12 protein-coding genes and 2 tRNA genes are annotated in these 12,182 nt (G+C 39.1%); 7 read left to right on the forward strand and 7 right to left on the reverse strand.

Annotated features, from left to right (window positions below):
- Window positions 1-28 precede the first annotated feature (28 nt).
- Window positions 29-113: transfer RNA gene (locus FTV11_RS11545), tRNA-Leu, on the forward strand.
- 73 nt (window positions 114-186) lie between these two features.
- A tRNA-Leu gene (locus FTV11_RS11550) sits at window positions 187-271 on the forward strand.
- A gap of 297 nt (window positions 272-568) precedes the next feature.
- Here the strand turns inward: FTV11_RS11550 and FTV11_RS11555 are convergent.
- Entirely contained in the window at window positions 569-772 is a 204-nt protein-coding gene (locus FTV11_RS11555; RefSeq protein ID WP_078188846.1) for a hypothetical protein, read from the reverse strand.
- Between the two features lie 440 nt (window positions 773-1,212).
- Here FTV11_RS11555 and FTV11_RS11560 point away from each other — a divergent pair, with 440 nt between their 5' ends.
- Window positions 1,213-1,479, forward strand: a complete 267-nt coding sequence (locus tag FTV11_RS11560; protein WP_257223241.1) for a hypothetical protein — start codon at window positions 1,213-1,215, stop codon at window positions 1,477-1,479.
- Between the two features lie 89 nt (window positions 1,480-1,568).
- Here the strand turns inward: FTV11_RS11560 and gloB are convergent, their stop codons facing one another.
- A complete protein-coding gene (gene gloB, locus FTV11_RS11565; RefSeq protein ID WP_180007299.1) occupies window positions 1,569-2,300 on the reverse strand; it encodes a hydroxyacylglutathione hydrolase in 732 nt (243 codons plus the stop codon).
- Window positions 2,301-2,409: 109 nt separating this feature from the next.
- Window positions 2,410-3,018 carry a flavin reductase family protein gene (locus FTV11_RS11570; protein WP_180074030.1) on the reverse strand — a complete coding sequence of 203 codons (609 nt, stop codon included), beginning with the start codon at window positions 3,016-3,018 and terminating at the stop codon, window positions 2,410-2,412.
- 104 nt (window positions 3,019-3,122) lie between these two features.
- Here FTV11_RS11570 and FTV11_RS11575 point away from each other — a divergent pair, with 104 nt between their 5' ends.
- Together FTV11_RS11575 and FTV11_RS11580 are read left to right on the forward strand one after the other, a co-directional pair.
- Window positions 3,123-3,944: a PhzF family phenazine biosynthesis protein gene (locus FTV11_RS11575; protein WP_180074031.1), complete on the forward strand. Its 822-nt coding sequence runs from the start codon at window positions 3,123-3,125 to the stop codon at window positions 3,942-3,944.
- 149 nt (window positions 3,945-4,093) lie between these two features.
- Complete coding sequence (locus FTV11_RS11580) at window positions 4,094-6,862, forward strand: pitrilysin family protein (RefSeq protein WP_180074032.1); 2,769 nt, start codon at window positions 4,094-4,096, stop codon at window positions 6,860-6,862.
- 80 nt (window positions 6,863-6,942) lie between these two features.
- Here the strand turns inward: FTV11_RS11580 and FTV11_RS11585 are convergent, their stop codons facing one another.
- Entirely contained in the window at window positions 6,943-8,007 is a 1,065-nt protein-coding gene (locus FTV11_RS11585; RefSeq protein WP_180074033.1) for an amidohydrolase, read from the reverse strand.
- Between the two features lie 172 nt (window positions 8,008-8,179).
- On the reverse strand, window positions 8,180-8,581 hold the full coding sequence (locus FTV11_RS11590; RefSeq protein WP_078188837.1) for a DUF3144 domain-containing protein: 402 nt from the start codon (window positions 8,579-8,581) through the stop codon (window positions 8,180-8,182).
- 106 nt (window positions 8,582-8,687) lie between these two features.
- On the opposite strand from FTV11_RS11590, the gene FTV11_RS11595 reads away from it, so the two are divergent.
- Both FTV11_RS11595 and FTV11_RS11600 read left to right on the forward strand, forming a co-directional pair.
- Window positions 8,688-9,320, forward strand: a complete 633-nt coding sequence (locus tag FTV11_RS11595; RefSeq protein ID WP_180074034.1) for a hypothetical protein — start codon at window positions 8,688-8,690, stop codon at window positions 9,318-9,320.
- Window positions 9,321-9,766: 446 nt separating this feature from the next.
- On the forward strand, window positions 9,767-9,937 hold the full coding sequence (locus FTV11_RS11600) for a hypothetical protein (protein ID WP_180002979.1): 171 nt from the start codon (window positions 9,767-9,769) through the stop codon (window positions 9,935-9,937).
- Window positions 9,938-10,037: 100 nt separating this feature from the next.
- Here the strand turns inward: FTV11_RS11600 and FTV11_RS11605 are convergent, their stop codons facing one another.
- Window positions 10,038-10,469 (reverse strand): hypothetical protein, encoded by a 432-nt coding sequence (locus FTV11_RS11605; protein WP_180074035.1) that lies wholly within the window; start codon window positions 10,467-10,469, stop codon window positions 10,038-10,040.
- Between the two features lie 225 nt (window positions 10,470-10,694).
- On the reverse strand, window positions 10,695-12,155 hold the full coding sequence (locus FTV11_RS11610; RefSeq protein ID WP_180074046.1) for an inorganic triphosphatase: 1,461 nt from the start codon (window positions 12,153-12,155) through the stop codon (window positions 10,695-10,697).
- Window positions 12,156-12,182 lie beyond the last annotated feature (27 nt).

The raw sequence follows: 12,182 nt of genomic DNA on the forward strand, positions 1-12,182 counted from the left end.
AAAGTCTGACATTGTCAGCAACCCTGTTGGGGACGTGGCGAAATTGGTAGACGCACTGGATTTAGGTTCCAGCGCCGCGAGGTGTGAGAGTTCGAGTCTCTCCGTCCCCACCACTTAATTTATTAAGTTGCCAAATAAACAGGTTTTTAAAACAAATTAAAGTCTGACATTGTCAGCACCCGAGTTGGGGACGTGGCGAAATTGGTAGACGCACTGGATTTAGGTTCCAGCGCCGCGAGGTGTGAGAGTTCGAGTCTCTCCGTCCCCACCATTAGATTAAGCAAGGTTTTATACCTTGCTTTTTTGTTTTTGAAATTCGAAAAAATCAGTGTCTCAAACGTGGTTTTTTTGAAAACATAATCTAATGAAATAAATCTAATGAAAGATGATGAACCAAGAGATACAGCAAGATGTCTAATCTTGCTTTTTTATTGTCTGAAATTTATCTCGTTAAAAATGAGTCAGTAAAACAAAGGTGAAAAAAAGCCCGCATATACGGGCAAATTTAGAAATACGGATTCGAATTAAATCATTTATTTCAAATCGTTCGAATAAATTATAGAGAAGATTACGCCTTTAGATGATCTTCAAACTCTTCACCGAGCTGCATGGCCAAAGCATTACCAGACAAATCTACAGTCACTAGACCATATTCTTTTTTAAAACTGAATGTAAATCCACGATTATCTGCCAGTGTACGAACAGAATATCCTAACTTTTCTAACCAAAGACGGAAGGCAACTAAATTTTTTGCTTTAACCACTTTTTTCACGAGCGAACTCCTTATCAATCATTAAAATATTAAATAGGGGTGTCAAAATATTTTTTAAAGGGGAAATGGAAAACTTTTATTTAAAATATGAAATTTTGATGGATAAATAAACAGATTATCGGCTTATAAATTGTATAAATTCATTTAACTCGCTGTTTTATAACAATCTAAACTTAATGTAAGTAAATATAACGTATTTTGAAAATTTGGGTTTTAATTGCTGGCTTAAAATCTATCCTATGCCTATAGAGAAGCTGTGTGCAAAATAAGCGATGACTTAACTTAGAAAGTATAGTGGATTAGGTGTGCAGTATTGATTGCAAATAAAGACTTGTTCACAGCCAAATTAACTGGATAGGTGAGCATGCAAAGCTATTTCACATCAAGATTTGTCGAAATGCTTTTATACTATATCCCATCGATATAAATAGATTGAACGCATGCAAAACATTGAGCACGATGTCAAAGCAAAAATTGAACAGATGCAACAAGCAGGGCAGACGCCTGTTGCGGTGATGCTTGGACATGAAGATTGGTTGGTCTTTTCGGAGCAATCCAAAGTGGCATATACGCCTTTTGGCAGTGCGCGACGTTATCAGCCTGCATTAGGTGGTTTATTGATGGTACGTATCGATGAAATGCAAGCCGTACGAGTTGTGACTCAAGCCGAATTGGATGATTTTGCTGCAACCAATCAAATTTTATAAATAAAATGATGAATCGGCCCGAAATATTCATCACAAATAAAACAGTTTATTTGTGATGAAATCTTAAATGCTTATAACTCGCAATCCAATTAAAAATTGTCTTTGAGTTCTCTTAAGCGCTGAAACGCTTCAACACTTTCTGCACGTAAAAATGGATTGGTTTCTAGTTCTAATTCAATGCTGCTTGGCAAAGTACATTTCCCGAGCATGCGTAGGGATTCAACCTCATCAAACCGCTGTTGTATGGCAAGGTTGTCAGGTTCAACATGCCGCGCAAACTGCGCATTCGATAGGGTGTATTCGTGAGTACAATACACTTGAGTTTCAGCAGGGAATGCGGCTATACGGTTCAATGAATCGTACATTTGTTGAAAGGTCCCTTCAAAAACACGTCCACAGCCCATAGCAAATAATACATCGCCACAGAAAAGCGTATGAATGTCATCGATAAAATATACGATATGACCGAGGGTGTGGCCGGGCGTTGCTGTTATTTCAACTTCAAGCCCATGAAATTCAAAACGGTCATTATGATCGAGAGGATAATTCACCCATGGAATACGGCTTAATTCTGCACGGGGACCGTAAACGGCAATGTTTTTATCCTGAATAAGTTCCGGTACGCCACCGACGTGATCTTTATGCCAATGCGTTAACCAAATTTGTGTAAGATTGAGTTGATGTTCCTGACAATAGCGCTCGACTAAGGCAGCTTCAGTAGGATCTACCGCAATGACATCATGGCTTTCGGTGTGTTCAAGCAGCCAAATATAATTTTGCAGTGAATTTTTGACATCCAATGTATGTATTTTAAACGCCATATCCATTCATTCAATATTTAAAATTAAGTTAAAGTTAGCATGAAAATGCTCAAAACGGATGATTATCCATTTTTAGCCCTAGATAAACGACATATCTCACAGCGCTATTTTAGTCTGATGCCTCGTCTACAGATACAGGATTACCAATGGTATAAAAGTGCCCGCCAGCAACATGGTGTAGGCTTTTCCATTCATCTTCTACTTCATGATAATACCAATGTCCGTTACGGAAGACGCGGTCATCAGCATAGGCAGCAATGACTTCGCCAATAAACAGATCGTGCGCTTGTTGATTGTGCGGCTCAGGAATAAGTTTGCACAGTAGCCAAGCAGCACAACCTTCAACTACAGGAATATCTGAGGCATTAAATTGAAATAATTCCACGCCACATTGGCGTAATTTTTCTGGCGCATCACGTTGGCTCATCATGCCAAGTACATAGACCAGTTTGAGTTGTTTCAGTGTCGGTACTTGTAAGGCGAAATAGCCTGAATTCTCAATAATCTCACGTGTTTTAGTTGATTTATCCAGTACTACCGTCACTTTTGCAGGATTGAACTCTAAGGCGCATGCCCATGCAGCAGTCATCACACCAGTATGGGTTTGATCCTGAGCAGAGACGAGCACAGTCGGCCCATGATTCAAAAGTCGGTATGATTTTTCTAAAGGAACAGGGTGAATATGTGTTTTCAAAATTGTACCTATATTTAAGTGCATCTAAAACTTAGATGTTTTATTCAAAAGTGTTGCTACATAGCATATAACGCATGAAATATTTTCAAAAGCCTTTAATATAAATCACTAAATCAGGAGTTCTATCAATGAAAATGTATCAAGTGGACGCATTTACCCAAGTGTTATTTAAAGGCAACCCAGCGGCGGTTTTGGTGTTGGATGAATGGTTAGATGAACACTTGATGCAACAGATTGCTTTGGAAAATAATCTGTCTGAAACTGCATTTGTGAAAAAAATCGACAGCAGCAATTATGAAATTCGTTGGTTTACACCGACCACTGAAGTGGATTTTTGTGGACATGCGACATTGGCCAGTAGTTATGTGCTTTTTGAGTTTTATACGGCTGAAAAAAATATCCAATTTCATGTCAAAAATCTCGGTATTTTTAGCGTAAATAAAGCTGAAGATGGAAAAATTCTGATGAATTTCCCTGTGCGTCGGGCACAGGTCGTGAGCGATTATCCTGAAGAGCTACGTTTAGGGTTGAGTCAACCTTTTAAGCAGGTTTATTTGAATGCGCAGGCGTATATCGTGGAATACGAAACGGCTCAGCAAGTCTTAGATGAACAACCGAATTTTGAAATTTTAAAACGACTGGGCAAAATCCGAACCGCAATTACAGCACCGGGTACGATTACCGATGTTGCAATCACTGCGGCTGCTCAACAATATGACTGCATTTCACGCTATTTTGCACCGGGTAATGGCATCAATGAAGATCCTGTTACGGGTTCTATTCATACCGGAATCGTGCCAATTTGGGCAGAACGTCTAGAAAAACGTCAAATCTTGGCGTATCAAGCATCGAGTCGTGGTGGTGAGTTACATTGTCAAATGCTCGAAAATGACCGTATAGAAATCTCAGGCTATGCGTGTTTATATATGCAGTCGGACATTTATATCTGAACATAAATCAAATACATGCTGTCGAAATCTGCGGCATGTATTTAATAAAAAGTAACTATTAATCCTGAAAAGCTCAGCATAAAATCAAAACCAATCTGATCGACAGCACAGCGCTGATCGATACTAAATATAAAGGACACTTGAATTACATGCGTATTAAACATTTAACGCTTTCATTTTTTTTTGCAGGTTTAAGTACAAGCCTCTTTGCTCAACCTGTATTGGTTAAAACTGAACAAGCCATTGAAGAATATAAATTAGACAACGGTTTTCGTGTGGTTTTGGCGCAAAACGATAAAGAAAGCAAAGTGTTTATGAATACGGTGTATTTCACGGGTTCATTAAATGACCCTGCGGGCAAAGGTGGTTTGGCACATTTGCTTGAACATTTAGCTTTTAAAGGCACTGAAAATGTCAAAGGTGATGAATTTCAGCGTCGCTTAGATCAATTCACGCTGATGACCAATGCAAGTACAGATTATTATTCAACGAAATATACCAATGTGATTCGTCCTGAACAAAGTTCAATCGATCAAGTTTTGCATTTAGAAGCAGAACGGATGGATAAATTGGTACTTCAGGAAAAGTTTGTACCAACAGAAATTGATATCGTTAAGCGTGAACGTGAAATTCGTTTAGATCAGCCATTTTCCGTCTTAATCGACCAAGTTTTAAAAGAAGCCTATGGCAATCAATCTTTAGGCCGCTTACCGATAGGTGATTTGAAAGAACTTCAATCGATCAATATGAACGAATTAAACCAGTTCTATCGCCGTTGGTATGCGCCAAATAATGCAGTGATGGTGATTTCTGGTAAGTTTGATAAAGCGGCTGTATTAAAACAAATTGATCAACAATTTAGCCCAATTGCCGCACGCCAAATTCCTGAACAGGCCAAAGTCCCTAAATTAGATGGAACGAAATTAAAGCAACGCGAATTTACTGTTCATAAGGGTAGTGACTTTGGCAAATTTAATATTTATATAAATGGTGCAGTTGAACCGATTAAAACTGCTTTGGCGGTATCTCCAACCTTGTATACCTTACAGCCGAGTGGGCATTTGTATCAAAGCATGGTGGAAACAGGGACAGCAACCGCAGTTCAATCGACCACATGGTTAGATAAAGATTTTAATTTGGTGTTTATGGGGGCGATATATGGCCCAAGTCATGATGCAAACAAAGTGGCAACCAGTCTTGCACAAGGTGTGGAGCAAACCAAAGCCTTTAATGACGTCGAGCTAAACCGTGTTAAAAGCCTGACTCGAAATATGGCTGACAATGTCAAAAATAGCGCAACAGCACTTGGCGAGCGTCTTAGTTCTTATACTGTGGCTTATAACGGGGACTGGTCTCAATATTTCCGAGACTTAGATAAAGTACAAAAGCTGAGTGTAAGCGACGTGAATCAAGTGTATAAGGATTTTCTAAAGCCTGAATACCGTGTCACAGGAAATATTCTGCCTACACCTGAAGATCAAAAGAAAGCACAGCAACAAGCAGCGTCGAAACCTGCTGAAACTTTAGATCAGCAAGCGCCTGCAGAAGAGCCATTGAAAGATGCGAGTGTTTATCGAGCTGAAGTGAAGCAATATGTAGCTGAGTCTAAGCAATATCTAAATCAGAAAGAAAAACAGATTCAGCGAGCTAAATTTAAAAACGGCATTCAGTATGCATTGTTTCCAACCAAAACTCGTGATGACAAGACTTATGCAACAATTGCATTGGATTTTGGTACAGCACAAAGCTTAATGAATAAAGGGGAGTTGCTAGATTTAACAGCTTATCTCATGTTCCGTGCATCGAAAGATCAAAGTTTACAGCAAATTGCCGATAAAATTATTGATGTTGGTGGCGGTGCAACGGTCAGTGCAAATGATAATGGCCTGATGATTCAAGTGGTTGCTCGTAAAGAAAAATTTGCTGAATTTTTGCAATATGTCATTGATGTTATTAAAGCTCCAGCATTTGAAGAGTCACAATTTGATTTAATCAAAGCGCAAAGTTTATCGAGTTTGGATCGACCTTATACAGAGCCTGATACCGTTGCAGCAATGACTTTGTCGCGTATTGTCGAGATCTATCAGCCGGGGGATATTCGTTATCACTTCGAACCTGAACTTGCGAAAAAACAAATTGAGTCAGCTACACGTGATCAAGTGCAGCAGTTACATCAAAAATTCTTTAAAACACAGCATGCACAAATTGCGGTAACAGGTGATTTTGATACCAAGCAAATAGAAAAAATTCTGAAAAAAGAATTTGCAGATTGGAAAACCAGCGAACCTTATCAACGCTTAGAGTCTACATTTACAGCGTATCCTGCACAGAAAGTGCATGCATTGTCTGAACAGCGTGAGTTTGGTAGTTACCAAGCCATTATGACTCTACCTGTAGGTGTAGAGCATACCGATTCTCCTGCACTACAAGTATTACGCCACATACTCGGTGATTCACAATTGTCTTCACGTCTAGCCCAAGAGTTACGTGAAAAGAATGCACTGGTTTATGGTTTTAGTGCTGACATTAATTTTGATGAATGGGTGAATTCAGGTGTACTGAGTATTGATGCAAACTACACTGCGGGTAAATCAGCACAAGTTTCTCAGTCTGTTCATAAAGTTTTGCAAAACTTATTGAAAAATGGCGTGACGGAACAGGAAGTAGAAGCAGCCAAAGCTAGTATTTTGAAAAAGCGTTTAACTGCACTTGAAGATGACCGTCGCATTCATAGCATGTTAATTCCACAGTTAGAAAAAGGTCGTGATTTAAACTATCGTGAAAAGCGTGATCAACGCATTGCTAGTTTGACCAAGGCGGATGTTGATGCTGTCATTAAAAAATATATTCAACCTGAGCGTTTGGTTGAGGTGATGGCTGACCAATATGGTCAAGCTGTAAAATCTACTCAAAAATAAACTTAATAAAAAAATCCTCCATCTGGAGGATTTTTTTGAGCTGCATTGTATGACTTGATTGTAAGATTATCTTAACGAACTTATAGGCGGTAGAACTGACGGGCATTTTGTTGGAAGACTAAAGTCAGTGCATCATGATCATAACTCGCGACCGCATCTGAAAAGGCGTAAATAATATTCACCAAAGATGCACTCACACTATCCATCGGGAAGTTAGAGCCAAACATCACACGGTATTTCCCAAAGCATTGTAGAGCATGAGAAATAAGCGGAAAGGCGCAATCGAAAATCTCTTGTTTGGATGCAAGGCGTTGTTCTTTATGAAACTGATGACCCAGCACCGGCATGAATAATCCAGACATTTTGGTATAAACATTTGGGCAACTTGCCAGTTCAGCTAAATCATCTTTCCAACGAAACAAGATATTGTCACGTGAAGTTTGGGTTAAGCCTGTATGTGAGCCGACAGGTCCAAAGGCACCGACAGGTGTCCCAAAATGATCCAGAACGATAGATGTTTCAGGGAAAGCACGTGCTAAAGCGGTTAAATCACGAATTTGGTCTGAATAAACCCACGCATCAAAACTTAAGTTCATTTGAGCAAGAGCTTCAAAACCTTTCATAAATTTTTTATTGGTATAGAGATGCGGTTCATTGGTCCATGCATGAACTTTCGGGTCTTCATGTACAGCTGCCATTTTTCGTATGCCACGAAAATGTGGGGAGGCTTGTTTATGCATTTTAAGAATTTTCTTAAAACTACTGTCACTTGGGTCTGCAGTGCCGACTATGGCGCCAAGTTTAATTTTTTGAGCGTTAAAGTCTAAGGACTCAATGAACTTGGTTTCACCAACTACCCCTTTGCCTTTATGGTCATGCCAGCTCGCTTCTACATGTACGATTTGATCGACCTGATAATGTCCTGCATCTTGCTTATAATTTTCAGGCAAATACGGTGTCGTCACATGTTTGGTCAATCCAACAGTGTCAATTAACTCTTGCGGCTTAACTAAGCGCATCATTTTGTCGAGCAAGTAGGGATGTTTACCCAATAATTTCACGGCAAGTGAAGCGGCATGTGGGGTATTGTATGGATCCCATTGATGTATATGTGAATCTACGATGGCAAAATCGAGCGTCTGCATTGCTATCCTTGTCCTTAAAACCATGTCCATTTCTTGCGTATTTCATTGTATTTTCGAATACGCGAGGCACTGAAAATAGCATGAATGATGAAAATACAACGTTATGACTAAATATTAAATCAAAGCTTTGTGAAAGAGAAGTTGTATAAAAAAAGCCCCGAAGGGCTTTTGATTAATGCTGATGATCGTGGTCGTGATCATGCTTATTTGCATGGAATTCTTCGTTATGACGGAAGCGAAGATAGTTTTCAAACTGTTCGCAATATTCATCATAATTATCTTCAAGCATCATTTGAAATTGTTGAAGAATATAAGACATCACTTGATCTTTGGCATCACGCATTTCTTTGCCATCTTTGAAGCCATTTGCAGCAACCCAAGTATTAAAGCGAGCAGTACCAAATAACATGGCAGCACTCACTTGACCGCGCATTTCTGCCGGTTTGACTTGAGAACCTTTTTCAACACGACAAAATTCATTGGCTTGTTTAATAAATTCATCCGCACGTTCAAAGAAAGCTGCATTCAACGCTTCTTCTTCGGTTACATCAGTAGCTTCAATCTTTTGAACCATGAATGTGTCCTAGCATAAAAATCTAATGCAGTATTATAGGCAAAGCCTTGCAGAAACTAAACCTTTGACTTAATCTAAAAATAGCCTAAGTAAAGTGGAATACCCCATGCAAGATGCAATCGCAGTGCAAAGTCTGAAAAGTGATATTGCATTACTTCGACAAAATGTTTGGCCGCCCTCAACCTTAGCCAATGTAGAAGGGCTGCCCATTTATTATGGTACACAATCTGAAGTAGCCGAATATTATGCACAGTGGACTGGCTTAATTGAACGTGCTCAGGACTTATTTCAGCCCTTTATGGAAGATGAAGTCCTCGATGCAGTCCATTTGCCGAGTCATTTGAATCTGCCGCTTTTTTATTTTCACGTGGATCGTATTCGAATCAACAAAACACGTGCGAAAGAATCTAAAACCTTTCGGGGTATTGCCAGCTTAGTTGAAAAATGTGGGCAATTTGAAGCAGATCAAATTCAAGCGATGCGACATTGGCTAGACAGCGATGACACTGCAGCCTTGGTCGGACACCGTGAATTTATTGACCTCAGAACCTATGTATTTCAACATGGGCAAAGTGATTATACCCGTACTCGTTTTTATGTGAATGGCATTGTACTTAGTGTCGAAAACGAGTTTAAATTGGTGGATGCCCGTGACAAACCACGTAAAGCCCGTAGCGATAGCTATAGTGACCCTTTAGCAGATAACAATACGTGGAAAATCTTTGGGAAATATCGTTAATTAATAAATATCGTTAATTACTGATGTTACGCAGTAACATCAGAAGCGCCATTTGATTCAAATAAAAGAGCGATACGCGGCAACGTCATCCGCAAGTGTTTGAGACAGAACTACATCTATTTAAAGATGTTTTTGCGATACTTTGAATAAGTAGACGCTAGTGAACGAGTTTTGCGGATGACAATGGTTTTGGGTACTTTTGCCGAATGAGAAACAACGTTTCGTAAGAGTACCTCCAGCCGAAGGCTAATCCCTTTATTTAAACCCTAGATGTAAGACTCCGTCGAATAGACTTAAAAATCATTTTAAAAATGCGTAATTACTTTTACGCGCGTAACATCAGTTAATTAAATATGTTGACGATATTACTTAGAATGTGAATTTAGTTCGCTGCACAAGGATGCTTTGGATTATGTAATCCACGCCCTAATGTGAAAATAGCCACTATGGCAAATGCCGAAATTGAAAGTTTGGCTCATGCAGAGCAATTGACTGATTTTTATATGACCTTATTGCAAGGGATGACGATACAAGCACGTGATGGTATGGCCTTGACACAATTACAACGCATGGTGAGTAATGCCATGAAATCATGGGGGTTATTAGCACAAGGTTAAATCAGTATGGATTATGAATTAAACCCCCAATAGCAGTGTAGCCTTAAGGCAATTTTCTTAGTTTTTTTGAATGACTGATATGCAAATACTATATTGAAGTTTATTTGCAGGGATGAATTTTAATGTCGCCCAATTCCATCACACTGATATAACCGTCAACCGCAATTAAATTGTCGCTTTGACTCGATAGGGTGAGACATTCTCCAGACTTGACGCTAGATAGTAGCTGACCTTGTTGCGGATTCAAGTTCATGCTGTAAATACTCAGTGTGCCAGCATCGGTTTTGATTTGGTAAGACTCATCACCATAGTCCTCATTATTATTGCGCAGGACTTTAAAGGTTCGTCGTGTCTGATCAAAGTTTTGAGTTGGAGAAAGCGGCTTTTCGACTTGTAAGGATGCCGTGCGCCTTAATTCGGTACTTTGCACAGGCTTATGTTGTTCACTACAAGCACTCAGTATTGGGAAAAATATAAAAATAAGTGAAAATGAAAATAGGGGATGAATTACAGGTATGTGACTTTTCAACATAAAACCACCCTGAATCTAATTTTTCAGATAGCTTATTTTAAAAGTTTTTATCCAGAAAACAAAAATAATAGCTTCTCAAAATATTTCAATGTAACTGAGTCAAACTAAAGAAATGATGAATTGAAATTAGCCGACTTTGAATCTGAATGTTCAACAAATGAATATCTATATGACAAAGTGGGATGCAAATAAAAAGGGAGACTCATTGAATCTCCCTTTTTGATTTTACTTAATGAGTTTTCGACTGACAAGGAATTGCTCGGTCGCTTCTAATAGCTTATCTGCATAAACCTCTTGTTTTGCAGTCAACCAGCCGAGTACAAACCAATCACTAGCTTCCAGTTCTGTTTGCTGAATATATTGTGCAGAAGAGGAAAGGACTTGGTATTCCTGAGCCGCGACTTGTGCATCATTAAGCGCTTTACTGTATTTCTGCAAGTTTTTTACATCATAAATCGATGTCAAAATAGGGAAGCTAAATTTAAGCTCTTGTATGCGCTGAGAAAGCACATCTAAGCTTTCAAAATTGTTAATGTCGGCATCATTTAAAGCCTCTTGCAGGGCTTTATATTGGTTTTGTAGGGTGTTTTGAGCATGCCATTTAAAATCATGCTGCTGCGGCGCATCATCGACTTTCAAACTAAACATTAAAAGCTCAAGATAATGATGCACATTTTGAGTCGATTTAACCAAATTGCCTAACTTCTCTTTGGCATACAAAATATCTTTGGTTAAATTTTCTGAGGTCGTTGGGTTTTGTAAAAAGCCACCCAAGGTATTTTGCATGTGCTCAAAATGGTGTAATTGTTCAAACTGCTGCTTAAATGCGCCTAATTGCACAGCCCATTTTTCAACGATATCGCTGTTCCAATCTTTAAACAGCGAAATGGTTAATTGTAGATGATGGAGTGCTTTCTGAGCTTGTGTAATGTGCTCAGCTTGAGCAACACCTGCAGAAATTGCGGCAATATTAGGCAGAAGGTGCTGCATTTCCTGTGCAATTAAAAGTCGTAAGTTTTTTGCGGCAGTGTCTTTTTTACTGAGTTGAAATTCTTTAGCCTCAACTGCTGGACTCACAGTTTGACTCAATGCCAACAAGTTTCCAATTTCGGCTTTACTGCGAACGTCTAACCACAAATGGTACTTTTTAACCCATTCAAAACTAAAGGCAAGGAGCGATTGAATAGAGCCACTTTTAAGCTCAAATTCGACTTCGTGAACCTCTGTTTCTGTATTGTTGCTACGGATACAGCCGATATCTAAGCTAACTTCGATCTTGGCATCTTCAAACTCTATGACACGATAAGTTCTCAGAATGTCAGTTTCAAACTGAAGTTGTAGAGAATTTTGCTGATCGCCTAAAGTGGTTTTTAAAACCGATTGAACTTCAGCTTCATTGGCATAGACCGATAAATCTAAAGCAGGAGCTTGTTCAACTTCACCCAAATCTAAGTTATGTTCAAAGCGTTCAATGTGACTTTTACCTGCAGCTTTCAGGGTTTGAATCCAGCGCGTTCCTTCTAAACGTTGACGCAAGGCTGCATGCTGCTGTGCCATTTTTCGATCTGGGGTATCAAAATATTTAGCTTTAAGTTGAATTTGTTCCGATTTTTTTGGATCGAGTGCTTTTAATAATGCAGTTCGACGTGCTTCTGGAATCTGGAACTTTAATTCAACTTCAACCATGGTTTTCTGTCCTGATGTCACAACTTC

Source organism: Acinetobacter sp. YH12231 (assembly GCF_013417755.1).
Taxonomy (GTDB): Bacteria; Pseudomonadota; Gammaproteobacteria; order Pseudomonadales; family Moraxellaceae; genus Acinetobacter; species Acinetobacter amyesii.

Excerpts from the sequence above, each read along its gene's own strand:
- FTV11_RS11560 (WP_257223241.1), top strand. The coding sequence starts at position 1,213 with ATGCAAAACATTGAGCACGATGTCAAAGCAAAAATTGAACAGATGCAA.
- gloB (WP_180007299.1), bottom strand. The coding sequence starts at position 2,300 with ATGGCGTTTAAAATACATACATTGGATGTCAAAAATTCACTGCAAAAT.
- FTV11_RS11570 (WP_180074030.1), bottom strand. The coding sequence starts at position 3,018 with ATGCACTTAAATATAGGTACAATTTTGAAAACACATATTCACCCTGTT.
- FTV11_RS11575 (WP_180074031.1), top strand. The coding sequence starts at position 3,123 with ATGAAAATGTATCAAGTGGACGCATTTACCCAAGTGTTATTTAAAGGC.
- FTV11_RS11580 (WP_180074032.1), top strand. The coding sequence starts at position 4,094 with ATGCGTATTAAACATTTAACGCTTTCATTTTTTTTTGCAGGTTTAAGT.
- FTV11_RS11585 (WP_180074033.1), bottom strand. The coding sequence starts at position 8,007 with ATGCAGACGCTCGATTTTGCCATCGTAGATTCACATATACATCAATGG.
- FTV11_RS11590 (WP_078188837.1), bottom strand. The coding sequence starts at position 8,581 with ATGGTTCAAAAGATTGAAGCTACTGATGTAACCGAAGAAGAAGCGTTG.
- FTV11_RS11595 (WP_180074034.1), top strand. The coding sequence starts at position 8,688 with ATGCAAGATGCAATCGCAGTGCAAAGTCTGAAAAGTGATATTGCATTA.
- FTV11_RS11600 (WP_180002979.1), top strand. The coding sequence starts at position 9,767 with ATGGCAAATGCCGAAATTGAAAGTTTGGCTCATGCAGAGCAATTGACT.
- FTV11_RS11605 (WP_180074035.1), bottom strand. The coding sequence starts at position 10,469 with ATGTTGAAAAGTCACATACCTGTAATTCATCCCCTATTTTCATTTTCA.
- FTV11_RS11610 (WP_180074046.1), bottom strand. The coding sequence starts at position 12,155 with ATGGTTGAAGTTGAATTAAAGTTCCAGATTCCAGAAGCACGTCGAACT.